The organism is Rhizobium sp. CF122 (assembly GCF_000282035.1).
Lineage (GTDB): Bacteria > Pseudomonadota > Alphaproteobacteria > Rhizobiales > Rhizobiaceae > Rhizobium.
The window spans coordinates 223282-238233 of the sequence record NZ_AKKA01000071.1 but is presented as its reverse complement, the minus strand read 5'-3'; the positions used below and the strand labels follow the sequence as shown (position 1 = coordinate 238233).

The following is a 14952-nucleotide window of genomic DNA, read 5'->3' as shown; positions in this document are numbered from 1 at the left end:
ATTCAATGCAAAAAGCCTTGAGATATGAGGTAATCCGGCGTTTTCGGCAGTTCTCGCCGAAGCGGGTTGGGTCAGGCGGGATTTGTATACGAGGCCTGTACGGCCATCTCAAACGACGATATCTAGCGTGAGGCATTAGAATAATTTGGATATCCGATGGTTCGTCCGCATTTGCCGCTGAATGCGCTGCGTGCCTTTGAAGCGTCCGCTCGGCACCTCAGCTTCACCAAGGCTGCGATCGAGCTGTGCGTGACGCAGGCCGCCGTCAGCCATCAGGTCAAGGGTCTGGAAACGAGGCTGAACGTCACGCTGTTCGAGCGGCTGCCGCGCGGGCTGATGCTGACCACTGAGGGCGAGACGCTGTTGCCGGCGCTCCGCGACGCCTTCGACCGGATTGCCGGAACGCTCGAGCAGTTCGAGGGCGGACACTATCGCGAAGTGCTTCGGGTCGGTGCTGTCGGCACCTTTGCCGTTGGCTGGCTGCTTGCGAGGCTGCGAGCGTTTCAGGCTCAGCATCCCTTTATTGATCTGCGCCTCTCGACCAACAACAACCGTGTCGATATCGCCGCCGAGGGTCTGGATTATGCCGTCCGCTTCGGTTCGGGCGCTTGGCATGGGATCGAGGCGTTGCGCCTGCTGGAGGCGCCGCTGTCGGCGCTCTGCGTTCCCGAGATCGCGACGCAGCTTAACTCGCCGGCCGACCTTTTGAAGCAGACCTTGCTGCGGTCGTATCGCGCCGATGAGTGGTCGCGATGGTTTGCTGCTGCCGGGATGGAGGCGAACCTGCCGCCGCTGAAAAACATCGTCTTCGATTCATCGCTTGCGATGATGGAGGCCGCGCTGCAGGGCGCCGGCGTTGCCCTGGCGCCACCACTGATGTTTTCCCGGCTTCTGCTTGCCGAGGCCATCCGCCAGCCCTTCGACATCACGGTTACCATGGGCAGCTATTGGCTGACCCGTCTGCAGTCTCGCCCGGAGACGCCGGCGATGGCGGCCTTCCGCCTTTGGCTCTGCGAGGCATCGGGGGCGTCTGCGGTCTGAGGCCTGCTATGCCGTCCTGTGGACCTAGCGGTGGCAACGGCGTAAGATGCCGTCGACGTTGAGGGGCTCTCCGAAGGACGCACGCACGTGGCTATCTTCATGGACCGGCATGATCTTGCGGGGACATCCGCTGAAGACATTGCCGAGGCGCACCGCAGGGATCTGGCGGTTGAGGATCGGTATGGGGTGAAGTTCCTCACCTACTGGTACGATCAGCGGCGCGGGACGGCGTTCTGTCTGATCGATGCACCGAATGCCGAAACCGCGCAATGCGTTCATCGCGAGGCACATGGTTTTATCGCGGCCGAAGTGGTCGAGGTGGCGCTGTCGGCGGTCGAGGCGTTCCTCGGGCGCATTCACGAACCTGAACACAAAGCGGGCCAGACCGGCGTCGAAAGGGATGCAGGGCATAGGGCGATCCTGTTTACCGACATTGTCGGTTCGACGGAGATGACTTCGCGGCTCGGTGACCGCATGGCTGCCGAGCTGGTACGGGCGCATGACGCAATCGTACGACGCTGTCTGGCGCAGTGCGAAGGCAGAGAGGTCAAGCACACTGGTGACGGCATCATGGCCTCCTTCGTCTCCACGCACGCCGCGGTCGGCTGTGCGATGAGCATCCAGCGCGAATTCAGGACCTACAACGGCGGCACGCCGGAACCCATCCATGTCAGGATCGGGCTTGATTGTGGCGAGCCGATCGAGGACAGCCACGATCTCTTCGGCTCAACCGTGCAACTGGCTGCGCGGCTCTGTGCGGCAGCCGGCGGGGATCAGATCCTCGTATCGGAGAGCATCTTTAGAGAGCACGGTGCGGCCGATCTCTTCGCCAATGCGACGCGCAAGCGCCTCAAGGGGTTTTCGAAGCCGGTACTGGCGTTCGAGTGCGATTGGGCCGATGCGGAAGCGGCTCGACCGACGTAAGTCCCGATCCCACCATTCCAGATGATAGCAAGGCTGGCCGCCGTCCTCAAAACGGTGCCGGCCCTGCGCGTGTCGGCATCGCGCTATTCCATCACGATCTGCAGCTTCACGTCGCTCGGACGTGCCTCGACGGCGCGATCAAAGGCCGTGATGGAGTCCTCGAAGGTGAACGTCTCTGAAATCAGCGGCTTCAGATCGACACGGCCGGAGCCGAGCAGCGCAATCGAGCGCTCGTACTGATGGGCGTAGCGGAACACGGTCTCGATTCGGATTTCCTTTGTCGAGGCCGTCGAAACGTCGAAGCCGATCGGATTGACCGGCAGGCCGACGGCAACGATGACGCCGCCCGGTCTCGGCAGTTCCATGATGGTTTCCCAGGCCTTGGGCGAACCAGAGCATTCGAAGATCACATCGGCACCCCAGCCATCGGTCAGCCGCGCCACCTCTTCGGCGAGGTTCTTCTCGCGGATGTTGATCGGGATGACGCCCTGGTATTGGGCGGCAATGTCAAGTTTTGGCTGGGCAAGGTCGGCGACGATCGCGCGGGCACAGCCGCCGGCAAGAGCAGCGACGGCCACCATCGTGCCGATCGGGCCGGCACCAAGCACGATGGCCGTGTCGCCGGGGACGATCTTCGCCTTCGTCGCGGCTTGCATGCCGACCGCGAACGGTTCGACCATGGCGCCTTCGGCAAAGCTGACATTGTCGGGAAGCTTGTAGGTGTAGTTGGCAGGATGGACGACCTCGGGCGTCAGGACACCATGGATCGGCGGCGTCGCCCAGAAGATCACGGCCGGATCGACATTGTACATGCCGAGCCGGCTCGCCCTGGAATTGGGATCGGGAATGCCTGGCTCCATGCAGACGCGGTCGCCGACCTTCAGATGCGTGACGCCGGCACCGACCTCGACGACCGTGCCGGCGGCTTCATGGCCGAGCACCATCGGCTCGTTGACCACGAAGGGGCCGATCTTGCCGTGAGTGTAATAATGGACATCGGAACCGCACACGCCGACCGTATGGATCTTGATCTTCACTTGTCCCGGACCGGTGTCCATCGGCAGATCGATGTCGCGAAGCGCGAGTTCATGCTGGCGCTCGAGCACCAGCGCGCGGACTTTGGCCATTGTCTTTTCCTTCCCGGTTGCCTCCCCGCGCCGTCTCTCAGTCGGCGCGGCTTTGGAATGACTATAAGACCCGAAGCCGCAGCAATTCAATCGCATTGAAAAGGCTTTTGCTCATGAAATGATGAATTGCTCATCTCGCAAGAGGATATTCCCGCGAGGAATCAGCCGAACTTGACGAGGTTCAATGCGGGCAACGGCCCGCCCGGAAACTGCACCAGGCTGCCGCCGAGGGCGAGCGGGCCAAGATCGATGCCGAAGAAGCCTAGCCTTTCGATCAGGGCGCCGATCCGGGCCTTGGCGCTTGCGTCGTCGCCGGAATAGAACAGGACGCGCTTGCCGCCTTCGGCTGCAGGGTTGCCAGAGAGAAGATGCGGCTGCAGATGATTGAATGCCTTGACCACACGAGCGCCGGGTACGAATTCGGAAAATATCGCGCTGGACAGGCGGCCGCCCAAGGCAGCGGGCTTGAAGAGCGGCGCCTCGATCGGATTGTTGGCGTCGATTACAATACGGCTGTGCCAGTCCGGCAAGCCGGAAAGCGCCTGCGGCAGTTTCGACCAGGGAACGGCAACGAGCACGATGTCGGCCTTTGCTGCCGCTTCCACCGTAGTTGCGGTCACAAAAGGCTGAAGCTCTGCGGCTAGCGCTGCGAGCGTTTCGGGCCCGCGGCTGTTCGATATGGCGGCATGAATGCCAGCCCGGGCGAGCGCGCGGGCAAAGGCGGCGCCGATATTGCCGGCGCCGATGATACCGATGGACATTGGTTTTCTCCTTCGATGAAACTTATGATCAGGCGGTGAAGCCGCCATCGGCGACGATGTCGGCGCCCGTGACGAAGGCGGCATCGGGGCTTGCGAGATAGGCGACGACGCTGGCGATCTCATAGTCCTTGCCGTAGCGCCCGATCGCCAGGCCGGGGCCGACGATCTTCGAGACCGGACCGCCGTCCGGATTCATGTCGGTGTCGGTCGGGCCGGGATGGACGGTGTTGACGGTGATGCCCTTCGGACCGAGGTCGCGCACGAGACTGCGGTTGAAGCCGGCGACGGCGCCCTTGGTCAGTGTATAGAGCGAGGCGGTCGGGAAGGCCGCATAGCGGAACATCGACGAGCCGATGTGGATGATACGGCCGCCCGGCTTCATTCGGCGCGCGGCCTCCTGCGTGGCGACGAAGACGCCGGTGACGTTGACGGCGATCATCCGCTCGTAGTCTTCGAATTTGATGTCCTCGATCGGCCCGCCAAGCGCGATGCCGGCGTTGTTGACGAGGATATCAAGCGAGCCGAAGGTTTCTTCCGTCTTCAAGACGGCGGCACGTACGGCCGCTGGATCGCCGGCATCCGCCCGGATCGCGATAGCGCGTCCGCCGGCGTCCTCGATCTCCCGCACGACAGCCGCAGCCTTATCGGGCGATGCGCTGTAGGTGATAGCGACGGCAGCACCTGCTGCCGCCAGATGCCTTGCGATAGCAGCGCCGATGGAGCGCGAGCCGCCGGTGACGAGAGCGGTTTTGCCGCTAAGGTTTTCGATTCTGGTCATTTCGGTCACTCCCGGGTTTCGTTGTTCGACGGAGTGAATATCGGTCGCCGATTCATTCTCAATAAGCGGGTAATCACTTGAATGATCTTCAAGCATTCATTGAAAATTTGGATGATCTTTATGTGGTGTTTATATTTGTGGTCGCCTATCACGCTCGAACCTTTATCTCGTCCGGGCATATGAACGTGGGAGCAATGCGGCCCGGGAAATCAGTTTGCGGCAATGGCAACGATACTCGGGTGCGAGCTCGGCGCTCGCCGGCCGTCCTCGCACAAATGACAAGAGAGACTTCATGGACCTTTCGATGATCATCCGTCCCGAGCACAGCTTCATCGGCGTGTCGGTGGCGACGAAGTGGAGAGGGCTGCAGTCTATCGCGGAGAAGGCCGCCGCCGCCTTCGGCATCGAAGAAAAGAAGATATTGCAGGCCCTGGAAAGCCGGGAGGGCCTTGGCTCGACCGGCATCGGCAATGGCGTAGCCGTTCCGCATGCCGTCGTCGAAGGGATGACGCATCCGCGTGGCTTGCTCGTGCGCTTCGCGCGGCCGCTCGATTTCGAGGCTGTTGACGACGTGCCAACCGATATTGCCTTCGCGCTCTTGTTTGGCGAGGCGAACCGCGGCGAGTATCTGAACGTGCTGGCGGCGATCGCGCGTCAGTTGCAGACACCGGGGGTTCTGGCCGCCATGCGCCAGGCAAGAACCGCGGAAGAGCTCTATTCTGATTTCCTGGCCGACTCGCGCGTTTGACGATCAGATGGATGCGGTGGATCGGTCAGACGTCGCGCTGGAACCGGAGGAAGCCTTCCACAGGCGGTCCGGCAACGCCCAGCGTATTCGGCCCCTCGCCGGGCTTTGGGTCGTAGGGGTCCTCCAGTTCGTCCAGAGCGATACCAGCGGTGATGACGTCGCCTTCGTACCGATAGCGGATCGAAACATGGTTCGTCTCGTTGCTGGCGACCACATCGGACTCGCTCTTGGAATTGAAGGCCTCGCCAATATGAAGGGTAAGTACTGGCAGACGGAGACCTTCGCGTGCCTGTCTTTCGGATTTTGCCGTGGCCAAGGAGAGCACGTCCATTTCCAAAGCGCGCCTCAAATGGGATGCCATTCCAGACTCAGGCTTGGAACAGAAACATTCTTCGTTTCATTATACGACCAACTTGGTAGAGTTTCGGCCACAAACGAAGGAGGTTTTCCATGCAGTCGATAAGGATTACACGGTTTCTCGCGGCTGTGGCGCTGGCAGGCAGCGTCGCAATCGGGGCTGTCGCTCCCGCATTCGCGGACCAGACGCTTCTCAACGTATCTTACGATCCGACGAGAGAGCTGTACAAGGATTTCAACGCCGCCTTCGCTGCGAAGTGGCAGAAGGACACCGGTGAGGCGGTGACGATCAAGGCGTCGCACGGCGGGTCCGGCGCGCAGGCGCGCTCGGTCATCGACGGGCTTGATGCCGACGTGGTAACCCTTGCCCTCGAGGGTGATATCGACGCGATTGCCACCAAGACCGGCAAGATTCCAGCTGATTGGAAAACGAAATTCCCGAACAATTCGACGCCCTACACGTCCACGATCGTCTTCCTTGTTCGCAAGGGCAATCCTAAGGGCATCAAGGATTGGGCCGATCTGGTGAAGGACGACGTCCAGGTCATCACGCCTAACCCGAAGACCTCAGGCGGCGCCCGCTGGAACTTCCTCGCGGCCTGGGCTTGGGCCAAGCAGGCAAATGGCGGCGATGACGCCAAGGCGCAGGAATACGTGACGAAGCTCCTGCAGCATGTTCCGGTTCTCGATACCGGCGCGCGTGGCGCAACGACCACCTTCGTCCAGCGCGGCCTTGGCGACGTTCTTCTTGCCTGGGAAAACGAAGCCTATCTTTCCCTGGAAGAACTCGGTCCCGATCAGTTCGAGATCGTGACGCCGACTTTCTCGATCCGCGCTGACCCGCCGGTCGCCGTTGTTGACGGCAACGTCGACAAGAAGGGTACCCGCAAGGTCGCGGAGGCCTACCTGAACTATCTCTATTCGGACGAGGGCCAGAAGATTGCAGCCAAGCACTTCTACCGACCGACCAAGCCCGAAGCGGCCGATAAGGCAGACATTGCGCGCTTCGCGAACCTGAAGCTGGCGACGATCGATGATTTCGGCGGCTGGAAGGAAGCGCAGCCGAAATTCTTCGGCGATGGCGGCGTATTTGACCAAATCTACAAGCCGGCACAATAATACGTCGCATGAAAGTACATAGCCCCACGCGGTGGCGGTTCAGACGGCCGAGCGTCATTCCAGGCTTTGGAATGGCGCTCGGCCTTACCTTGACCTGGCTCACCCTTCTGATCCTGATACCGCTTTCAGGCCTTGCCTGGCGGTCAAGCGAGCTTGGCTTGGCAAAGTTCCTGGCCATTGCCTTCGATCCTCGCACCCTGAGCGCCTTGCGCATCAGCTTCGGCGCCGCTTTTGCGGCGGCCTGCATCAATGCTGCCTTCGGCGTCGTGCTGGCCTGGGTGCTGGTGCGCTACCGCTTTCCCGGCAAGCGCGTCATCGATGCCATGGTGGACCTGCCTTTTGCGCTGCCGACCGCCGTGGCCGGCATCGCGCTTGCGACCCTTTACGCACCGAACGGCTGGATCGGACAGTTCCTGACGCCGCTCGGCATCAAGATCGCCTTCACGCCACTCGGTATCGTCATTGCTCTCGTCTTCGTTGGCTTGCCTTTCGTGGTGCGCACGGTGCAGCCTGTCATGGAGGAGATCGACAAGGAGGTCGAGGAGGCCGCCGCTACGCTCGGCGCCACTCGTCTTCAGACCATCTTTCGTGTGCTTCTACCTGGATTGGCGCCACCTGTTTTGACAGGCTTCGCGCTCGCTTTTGCCCGTGGGGTCGGCGAATATGGCTCGGTGATCTTCATTGCCGGCAACCTTCCGTTCCGGTCGGAAATCGCGCCGTTGCTGATTGTCATCAAGCTTGAGGAATACAATTATGCGGCCGCGACAGCCATCGCCGCCGTGATGCTGGTGATCTCGTTTGTCATGTTGTTGATTATCAACCTTATCCAGAGTTGGCGCAGACGGAGGTATGGCTATGGCGCTTGATACAAGCCTTCAGCCAACAAAGGTGCGTTCCGCCGTTACCGAGCACCGGTTTGCACGTTGGACGCTGATCCTTGCCTCGCTCATCTTCCTGACGCTCATCCTGCTTCTACCCTTGGCGGCAGTCTTCGTCGAAGCGTTCCGTAAGGGTGCCGGGGCGTTCCTCGAGGCATTGCAGGACGAGGAGACCTTTTCGGCCATCCGTCTGACCCTCATCGTCGCCGGCGTCAGCGTGCCTCTCAACCTGGTCTTTGGCCTGGCGGCTGCCTGGGCGATTGCCAAGTTCGAGTTCAAGGGTAAGGCCTTCCTGACGACGTTGATCGACTTGCCCTTTTCAGTCTCGCCTGTCATTTCGGGTCTGGTGTTCGTCCTTTTGCTTGGTGCCAACACTCATCTTGGCCACTGGTTGAGCGCCCACGACATCAAGATCCTGTTTGCCGTTCCCGGGCTGATCCTCGCCACCATGTTCGTCACCTTCCCCTTCGTGGCACGCGAACTGATCCCGCTGATGCAGGAACAGGGAACGGGCGACGAAGAGGCGGCGCTTTCGCTCGGTGCCAGCGGCTGGCAGACTTTCTGGCATGTGACTTTGCCCAACATCAAATGGGGTCTGCTCTACGGCGTGCTGCTCTGCAATGCTCGCGCGATGGGTGAGTTTGGCGCCGTATCGGTGGTCTCCGGCCATATTCGGGGACAGACGAACACTATGCCGCTGCAGGTGGAAATTCTCTATAACGAGTACAATTTCACCGGCGCGTTCGCTGTTGCCACCCTGCTTGCGTTGCTTGCGCTCGTGACCCTTATTTTGAAGACGCTGCTCGAGATGCGATACAGCGAAGAAATAGCCGCCAGCCGGCGGCACTGAAGGAATAAGTAATGGAAGTTCGCGTACAAAACCTGCGCAAGGAATTCGACCGGTTTCCGGCGCTGCACGACGTCTCGCTCGACATCCGCTCCGGCGAACTGATCGCACTGCTGGGGCCGTCCGGCTCCGGCAAGACGACCTTGCTGCGCCTCATCGCCGGTCTCGAGAGCCCGACGGAAGGGCTGATCTACTTTGGCGACGAGGACGCGTCGAAGAAGACCGTGCAGCAGCGCAATATTGGCTTTGTGTTCCAGCACTATGCCCTGTTCCGGCATATGACCGTGCTCGACAATGTCTCCTTCGGCCTGAACGTGCGTGATGGCGCGCGACGGCCACCCAAGGCGGAAATCCGCAGGCGGGCGCTGGAGCTCCTCGACCTTGTCCAACTGTCCGGTCTTGAGAAGCGCTATCCGGCCCAGCTTTCCGGCGGCCAGCGCCAGCGCGTCGCGCTCGCGCGCGCCATGGCGGTCGAACCAAACGTGCTCCTGCTCGACGAGCCCTTCGGCGCGCTCGACGCCCAGGTGCGCAAGGACCTGCGCAAATGGCTGCGCGAGATCCATGATCGCACGGGTCACACGACCGTTTTCGTCACGCATGACCAGGACGAGGCGATGGAGCTCGCCGACCGCGTTGTCGTCATGAGCCAGGGCGCGATCGAGCAGATCGGAACACCCGACGAGGTATATGACAACCCGAACTCTCCCTTTGTCTTCGGCTTTGTCGGACAGTCCAACTGTCTCGACGTGCGGGTCAATGGTGGAGAAATCTGGTTCGAGGACCGGCCGCTAGGGCTCAAGGTCGAAAACGAAGCGGATGGGGATGCCCAGCTCTACTTTCGGCCACATGACATCGAACTGCGAGATGGTTGCGGTGGCTGCATCGCCGGCTTGCTGACGACCAGCCGGCGCGTCGCCGGCACGCGCCACATCGAGGTTGACATCGGCAAGGGGCATCCACCGATCGAACTGGAATTGTCGCCATCGCAGGCCGGAAGCCTCGATCGCAGCCGGATCGCCTTCCGACCGAAGCGGTGGAAATTGTTCCGCGCAGGGCGACAGGGATAGGAACGGGCTCATGCGGTTTGGTGCGCGCCGAATCAGCGTGTGACGACAGGCTGATTTCGACCATCGCGGACGTCACCTGCGGTGGCGACTGTCATCGCTTTCAGTGCGTTATGCGATCGCGAATCAGCCGACTCAGCAGGCAAAAGGCGGCCAAATCAAATTGTGATACTAATTGGGTTTGAAATTTACCCGAAACGCAGGTAGAAAAGCGACCACTTAATCGAGAAGGGCTTACTACTCCAAATAGGGGGCACCTGCCATTGAGGGCGCATCTAGCGTTGGGAAAATCTCTCGCCGGGATTTTGTTTGCGGGCATGGCGGCTGCGAGCTGCACGACCGCTCAGCAACCGGCTCCAAAGGTGGCTAGCCAGGCCGCCAAGCCAAGGAACGCGGCGCAGACGGCGCAGCTGACAAAAGTCACCTTCAATTATACTGCCAAGGATCGCGATTGCCTAAAGCGGGCGATGTACTTTGAATCCGAGCATTCGGATCGCGACGGCTATATGGCGGTCGGAACCGTGGTCATGAACCGGCTGACGTCGGGTGCCTATCCCGATTCGATCTGCGGCGTCGTTGCCCAGGAGAGGCAGTTCGCCCCTGGTGTAATGACGCGCGAAGTCGAGCCCATGGCCGAGATCGAACTGACAGACGCTGCCGACGCAATCTTGCGTGGCGAACGGCATCCGGGTGTCAAGGACGCGATGTTCTTTCACACAGACGGTCTGAAGTTCCCGTACCTGAACATGCATTACGTGGCGATTGCCGGCGGCAATGCGTTTTACGAGAAGCGCGGCCGGGACGGCGAGCTGCAAACGCCAGCGCCCCTGCCCTCATATGAAGTTGCCATGAACTATCTGCCCGGCCAGAGCCTGATGCCAGCACAGTTTGCGGCGCTCGTTCCAACCACCGTCCCGGTGCCGATCCCAATGCCGGGGTCAGGGGCCACATTGGGAACAGAACCGGCCGTGCCGACCCCGACGGAAACGGCCGTGCCCATCACCACTGAGGCGGTGATGCCGGTCGCCATTCCGACGCCAAGACCAGCCTTCAATGATGCCGTGCTGCGCGGCAGCCTTGCCCACGGCTGAGGTTCTTTTCCTATTTTGCTCTGTTTCCATCCGTGTCGAAGACGTGCAGATGCTGCGCGGGGAACGACACGTTGATCGTTGGACCGGCTGTCAGCGCAGCGCGGTCGAGCGTGAAGATCTTGAACGGCAGACCGTGCAGCGACAGATGCAGGATGATGCCGAATCCGGTCGGTTCGACCAATTCGACGTTTGCATTCAGACCGCCCTGATCGGCAATGACGACATGCTCCGGCCGGATCCCCAACGTGACCTTGGCGCCGTTTGCAAGTGACAGCGGCGCAGCCAAAGGAACGATCGTTCCATCCTTCAGACGGACACCACCGTCAGCATAGGTCGCGTCGAGGAAATTCATGCCCGGCGAGCCGATGAAGCCGGCGACGAAGAGGTTGGCAGGGCGATCGTAGAGTTCCAGCGGGCTGCCGACCTGCTGCACGACGCCGGCATGCATGGCAACGATCCTGTCCGCCAGCGTCATCGCCTCGATCTGGTCATGGGTGACATAGATCGAGGTCGCCTTCAGGTCGCCGTGCAGTTTTTTGATCTCCGCGCGCATCTGTTCGCGCAGTCGGGCATCGAGGTTCGACAGTGGCTCGTCGAAGAGGAAGGCCTTCGGCTGGCGCACGATGGCGCGACCCATGGCGACGCGCTGGCGCTGGCCACCCGAAAGCGCCTTCGGCCGGCGTTCCAGCAGTGGGTCGAGGCCAAGCTTGGAGGCGGCTGCACCGACTGCGCTGGCGATCTTTTCCTTGGCCGTTTTCCGAAGCTTCAGGCTGTAGCTCATGTTGCCGGCGACATTCATGTGCGGATAGAGCGCGTAGGACTGGAACACCATGGCGATATCGCGGTCCTTCGGATGCAGTTCGTTGACGCGATTGCCAGCGATGCGGATCTCGCCGCCGGTAACGTCCTCCAGACCTGCGATCATGCGCAGCAGGGTGGACTTGCCGCAGCCCGACGGGCCGACGAGCACGACGAACTCTCCGTCCCTGATCCTGAGGTCGACGTCGTGCAGCACCTTGACGGGACCGTAGGCCTTCTTGACGTTCTGGATATCGATCGATGCCATTTTGATTAACCCTTGACCGCGCCGGCCGTCAGGCCCTGGACGAGATAACGCTGGATGAGCAGGAAGAAGAGACCGGCCGGGATGAGCGCGAGCACGCCCGCCGCCATCATCTGCCCGAAATCCACGGAGAATTTGGAAACGAAGGTCAGAAGCCCGACCGGGAAAGTTGCCGCGTCGTTGCCGTTGATCAGCATGAGGGCAAAGAGCAGTTCGCTCCACGCAGCGGTGAAGACGAAGCCGAGCGTTGCCGCGATGCCAGGCAGCGTCAGCGGCAGGATGATCTGCCGGAAGGCAGTGAACTGCGTTGCGCCGTCGATCATCGCCGCCTCCTCGAGATCCTTCGGGATACCGTCGAAGAACGACTGCATCAGGAAGGTGGCGAAGGGCACGTTGAAGGCGGTGTAGACAACGACGAGACCGGTGAGGCTGTTCGTCAGATGCAACGGCGTCAGGATCTTGAAGATCGGCGCAACCAGCATGACAAGCGGGAACATCTGGGTCAGCAGCATCAGCGCGACGATCCAGTACTTGGCCCGAAAATTGAAGCGCGACAGGGCGTAGCCGGAAAGCGAGGCGCAGATCGTGACGACGACGGCGGTCGAGGCCGACACGATCAGGCTGTTCTTGAAGAAGGTCGGAAAAGCGCTGTGCTGAATGACGAAGGAATAGTGTTCCCATGTCGTCCTCGATGGCCACATCCTGACCCCCTCTGTGTAGAGCAGGTCATTCGGCGTCACCGACACCTTGAGCAGCCAGAACAGCGGAAACAGCGCAAACACGATGTAGCAGAGAATGGCCAGGCGATGCGCGAGGGTGGGGAGGATGGACCGCTTCATAACATCAATCCTTGTTCAGCAGGGTCTGCCGCAGCAGGATGATCAGCATCGAATAGGCAAGCAGCAGCACCAAGAGCACCAGCGCGATCGCCGAGGCGTAGCCGAAGTCGAGGCGCCTGAAGGCCTGCGTGAAGATGTAGCTGGCGACGATTTGCGTCCGGTCGGCCGGTCCGCCGCCCGTCATGACGACGATCAGGTCGGCAAAATTGGAGACCCAGACGGTGCGCAGCAGCACGGTGATGGCAATGGTCGGCGCGAGGAAGGGCAAGGTAATCGAGCGAAAACGCTGGAACCAGCTGGCGCCATCGATGGAGGCCGCTTCATAGAGGTCACGCGGGATTGCCTGCAGAGCCGCGAGCAGCGTGATCGCGAAGAAGGGTATGCCCCACCAGACGTTGGCGATGATCGGTCCCCACATGGCATGTTGCGGATCGGAGAGGATGTTTCCTGGCTCGCTCATCAGACCGAGCGCAAACAGCCAGTGCGGGATTGGCCCGATCACGGGATTGAACAGCCACGCCCAGTTCAGACCGGCGAGGAAGGAAGGAACCGCCCAGGGCAGGAAGACGAGCGCCTGCACGACGCCCCTGCCCCAGAACGGCTTGTCGAGCAGCAGCGCGAGAATGAGGCCGAAGACGAATTGCAGGAAGACGGAGGCGCCTGTCCACAAGAGCGTATTCTTCAGCGCACCGTAGAAGGCCGCGTCTTTCGAGAGTGCACGGAAGTGATCAAGCCCGATGAAGCCGCCCGAAAACGGATTCAGCAGCTGGATGTCGCGAAATGCGTAGGAAACCCCGATCGCCAGTGGCACCAGCATCACCGCAATGATCAGGATGAGCGACGGCGCACTATAAAGATAGGGTTCGGAGGCATCGGCGACGCGCTTCAGCCAGGGGCGTCTATCCTGGTGCCTGTCTAGCGTATCGGCAGTGATGGTCATCAGGCAAAGTCCGTTTCGCGGCGCTTTGCGCCGTCGCAAGAAACTGAAGGGGCGGCGGACAGGTCCGCCGCCGGTGGTCTGTTACTTCTTGGCGAGGAACTTCTGCTGTGCCTTGGTCAGATAGTCTGCCCACTGGTCAGCCAGTTCCTTCGGCGTGATGTCGCCGAGAAGCGCCTGCTGCGTCGTCTTGATGGCGAGCGAGTCCTTGAAGAAGGCGAATTCCTCGAGATAGGTCGGCATCACCGTCGGAACGACGTTCGGATCAGCCAGTTCCTCGAACCAGCCCTTGAACTGCTCGCCGGCATAGAAGGGATCCTTCTCTGCCGAGGTGTGGACCGGCAGGGCGCCGGTGCGCTTGTTCCACTCGATGTTGCCTTCCGGGCCCTCAAGCGCTTCGATGAGCTTCCAGGAAAGATCCTTGTTCTGGCTCGTCGTGAACATCGACCAGCCAGCGAAACCGATCGTCGTGAACGCCTTGCCGCCTGGACCAGCCGGCATCTTGGTGACGCCGAATTCATCCGGCTTCATGCGCTGGGCGATGGCGATCAGAGCGTCTGGGTCCTGGTCGAGCATGGCGCAGGTGCCGGAGTAGAAGCCGGCGACGGTTTCATTGAAGCCCCAGTTGACACTGTCCTTCGGCGTCAGGCCCTTCTTGTAGAGATCGACGACCCATTCGAGACCCTTTGCCCAGCCTTCGCTGTTCATGGTCGAGGTGCCGTCCTCGTTAAAGAACTTGTTGGAGCCCGCCATCGTCGCGCCGAACATCACCCAGCCATTGAGGCCGCCCGGACCACCGCGCAGGCAGTAGCCGGACTTGCCGGGGAGCTTGGAGACCTTCTCGGAGGCGGCGACGAAATCGTCGAGCGTCTTCGGTGGTTCGGCAACACCAGCTTCCTGGAAGAGCTTCTTGTTGTAGAACAGCGCACGCAGGTAGAAGCCATAGGGCAACATGTAGGCTGTGTTCTTGACGTCGCGGCCGAGTTCGAGCGCGCGCGGCGTCAGGCCCTTGGTGTGCTCCCACTTGGCAAGATAAGGCTCGAGGCTTTCGAGCATGCCGTTGTTGGCATAGAGCGAAAGCCAGGTGTCGGGCATTTCGATGACGTCAGGCGTGTCGCCGGCCGAAACCATTGTCGCGAACTTCTGGAAGGCTTCGTTCCAGGGCAGCGAGATGATGTCGACCTTGGTGCCGGGGTTTGCAGCCTCGAATTTGCCGACGATCGACTTCAGCGTCTCGGTGCGTTCGGGGCTGGTGATGACCTCGACCAGCTTGAGCGTGGTATCGGCGAGCGCCGTACCGGCCATCATCGTGGCGAGTAGAGTGGCGGTGATCAGTCTTTTCATGCTTGCTCCCCCTTTTCAGGTTTTTGAGGTTGTG

General features: G+C 61.0%; 16 protein-coding genes. 8 read left to right on the top strand and 8 right to left on the bottom strand.

What is annotated here, in order from left to right:
* The first annotated feature begins 156 nt into the window (after positions 1–156).
* On the top strand, positions 157–1041 hold the full coding sequence (locus tag PMI09_RS14990; protein WP_007795467.1) for a LysR family transcriptional regulator: 885 nt from the start codon (positions 157–159) through the stop codon (positions 1039–1041).
* 87 nt (positions 1042–1128) lie between these two features.
* Positions 1129–1965: a nickel-binding protein gene (locus PMI09_RS14985; protein WP_007795465.1), complete on the top strand. Its 837-nt coding sequence runs from the start codon at positions 1129–1131 to the stop codon at positions 1963–1965.
* Between the two features lie 83 nt (positions 1966–2048).
* Here the strand turns inward: PMI09_RS14985 and PMI09_RS14980 are convergent, their stop codons facing one another.
* The 3 genes from PMI09_RS14980 to PMI09_RS14970 form a co-directional block, all read right to left on the bottom strand.
* Positions 2049–3092, bottom strand: coding sequence for an NAD(P)-dependent alcohol dehydrogenase (locus PMI09_RS14980; protein WP_007795463.1), 1044 nt, complete (start codon positions 3090–3092; stop codon positions 2049–2051).
* Positions 3093–3253: 161 nt separating this feature from the next.
* Positions 3254–3901: an NADPH-dependent F420 reductase gene (locus PMI09_RS14975; protein WP_274533081.1), complete on the bottom strand. Its 648-nt coding sequence runs from the start codon at positions 3899–3901 to the stop codon at positions 3254–3256.
* On the bottom strand, positions 3882–4631 hold the full coding sequence (locus PMI09_RS14970) for an SDR family oxidoreductase (RefSeq protein WP_007795458.1): 750 nt from the start codon (positions 4629–4631) through the stop codon (positions 3882–3884). Before PMI09_RS14970 ends, PMI09_RS14975 begins: the two co-directional genes overlap by 20 nt.
* A gap of 292 nt (positions 4632–4923) precedes the next feature.
* On the opposite strand from PMI09_RS14970, the gene PMI09_RS14965 reads away from it, so the two are divergent.
* Positions 4924–5379, top strand: coding sequence for a PTS sugar transporter subunit IIA (locus tag PMI09_RS14965; protein WP_007795455.1), 456 nt, complete (start codon positions 4924–4926; stop codon positions 5377–5379).
* Between the two features lie 25 nt (positions 5380–5404).
* Here the strand turns inward: PMI09_RS14965 and PMI09_RS32810 are convergent, their stop codons facing one another.
* The gene (locus PMI09_RS32810) at positions 5405–5704 is read right to left on the bottom strand and encodes a hypothetical protein (RefSeq protein WP_157213377.1); all 300 of its coding nucleotides are present in this window, start codon (positions 5702–5704) and stop codon (positions 5405–5407) included.
* Positions 5705–5829: 125 nt separating this feature from the next.
* On the opposite strand from PMI09_RS32810, the gene PMI09_RS14955 reads away from it, so the two are divergent.
* The 5 genes from PMI09_RS14955 to PMI09_RS14935 all read left to right on the top strand — a co-directional run bounded on the left by PMI09_RS14955 (position 5830) and on the right by PMI09_RS14935 (position 10735).
* Positions 5830–6855 carry a sulfate ABC transporter substrate-binding protein gene (locus tag PMI09_RS14955; protein WP_007795447.1) on the top strand — a complete coding sequence of 342 codons (1026 nt, stop codon included), beginning with the start codon at positions 5830–5832 and terminating at the stop codon, positions 6853–6855.
* A gap of 8 nt (positions 6856–6863) precedes the next feature.
* A complete protein-coding gene (gene cysT, locus PMI09_RS14950) occupies positions 6864–7721 on the top strand; it encodes a sulfate ABC transporter permease subunit CysT (protein ID WP_037083145.1) in 858 nt (285 codons plus the stop codon).
* Positions 7711–8583, top strand: coding sequence for a sulfate ABC transporter permease subunit CysW (gene cysW, locus PMI09_RS14945; protein WP_007795441.1), 873 nt, complete (start codon positions 7711–7713; stop codon positions 8581–8583). The genes cysT and cysW overlap by 11 nt, the downstream gene beginning before the upstream one ends.
* Positions 8584–8594: 11 nt before the next feature.
* Positions 8595–9647 (top strand): sulfate/molybdate ABC transporter ATP-binding protein, encoded by a 1053-nt coding sequence (locus PMI09_RS14940; RefSeq protein WP_007795437.1) that lies wholly within the window; start codon positions 8595–8597, stop codon positions 9645–9647.
* A gap of 260 nt (positions 9648–9907) precedes the next feature.
* Positions 9908–10735, top strand: coding sequence for a cell wall hydrolase (locus PMI09_RS14935; RefSeq protein ID WP_007795433.1), 828 nt, complete (start codon positions 9908–9910; stop codon positions 10733–10735).
* Positions 10736–10745: 10 nt separating this feature from the next.
* Here the strand turns inward: PMI09_RS14935 and PMI09_RS14930 are convergent, their stop codons facing one another.
* The 4 genes from PMI09_RS14930 to PMI09_RS14915 all read right to left on the bottom strand — a co-directional run bounded on the left by PMI09_RS14930 (position 10746) and on the right by PMI09_RS14915 (position 14918).
* Positions 10746–11801, bottom strand: a complete 1056-nt coding sequence (locus PMI09_RS14930; RefSeq protein ID WP_007795431.1) for an ABC transporter ATP-binding protein — start codon at positions 11799–11801, stop codon at positions 10746–10748.
* Between the two features lie 5 nt (positions 11802–11806).
* On the bottom strand, positions 11807–12637 hold the full coding sequence (locus tag PMI09_RS14925) for a carbohydrate ABC transporter permease (RefSeq protein ID WP_007795427.1): 831 nt from the start codon (positions 12635–12637) through the stop codon (positions 11807–11809).
* 4 nt (positions 12638–12641) lie between these two features.
* Complete coding sequence (locus tag PMI09_RS14920) at positions 12642–13577, bottom strand: carbohydrate ABC transporter permease (protein WP_007795424.1); 936 nt, start codon at positions 13575–13577, stop codon at positions 12642–12644.
* Between the two features lie 81 nt (positions 13578–13658).
* Positions 13659–14918, bottom strand: coding sequence for an ABC transporter substrate-binding protein (locus tag PMI09_RS14915; protein WP_007795421.1), 1260 nt, complete (start codon positions 14916–14918; stop codon positions 13659–13661).
* Between the last annotated feature and the right edge of the window lie 34 nt (positions 14919–14952).

Bases quoted from the DNA above. Each gene is read 5' to 3' on its own strand.
- PMI09_RS14990 (WP_007795467.1), top strand. From the start codon at position 157: ATGGTTCGTCCGCATTTGCCGCTGAATGCGCTGCGTGCCTTTGAAGCG.
- PMI09_RS14980 (WP_007795463.1), bottom strand. From the start codon at position 3,092: ATGGCCAAAGTCCGCGCGCTGGTGCTCGAGCGCCAGCATGAACTCGCG.
- PMI09_RS14975 (WP_274533081.1), bottom strand. From the start codon at position 3,901: ATGGCGGCTTCACCGCCTGATCATAAGTTTCATCGAAGGAGAAAACCA.
- PMI09_RS14970 (WP_007795458.1), bottom strand. From the start codon at position 4,631: ATGACCAGAATCGAAAACCTTAGCGGCAAAACCGCTCTCGTCACCGGC.
- PMI09_RS14965 (WP_007795455.1), top strand. From the start codon at position 4,924: ATGGACCTTTCGATGATCATCCGTCCCGAGCACAGCTTCATCGGCGTG.
- PMI09_RS14955 (WP_007795447.1), top strand. From the start codon at position 5,830: ATGCAGTCGATAAGGATTACACGGTTTCTCGCGGCTGTGGCGCTGGCA.
- cysT (WP_037083145.1), top strand. From the start codon at position 6,864: ATGAAAGTACATAGCCCCACGCGGTGGCGGTTCAGACGGCCGAGCGTC.
- cysW (WP_007795441.1), top strand. From the start codon at position 7,711: ATGGCGCTTGATACAAGCCTTCAGCCAACAAAGGTGCGTTCCGCCGTT.
- PMI09_RS14940 (WP_007795437.1), top strand. From the start codon at position 8,595: ATGGAAGTTCGCGTACAAAACCTGCGCAAGGAATTCGACCGGTTTCCG.
- PMI09_RS14930 (WP_007795431.1), bottom strand. From the start codon at position 11,801: ATGGCATCGATCGATATCCAGAACGTCAAGAAGGCCTACGGTCCCGTC.
- PMI09_RS14925 (WP_007795427.1), bottom strand. From the start codon at position 12,637: ATGAAGCGGTCCATCCTCCCCACCCTCGCGCATCGCCTGGCCATTCTC.
- PMI09_RS14920 (WP_007795424.1), bottom strand. From the start codon at position 13,577: ATGACCATCACTGCCGATACGCTAGACAGGCACCAGGATAGACGCCCC.
- PMI09_RS14915 (WP_007795421.1), bottom strand. From the start codon at position 14,918: ATGAAAAGACTGATCACCGCCACTCTACTCGCCACGATGATGGCCGGT.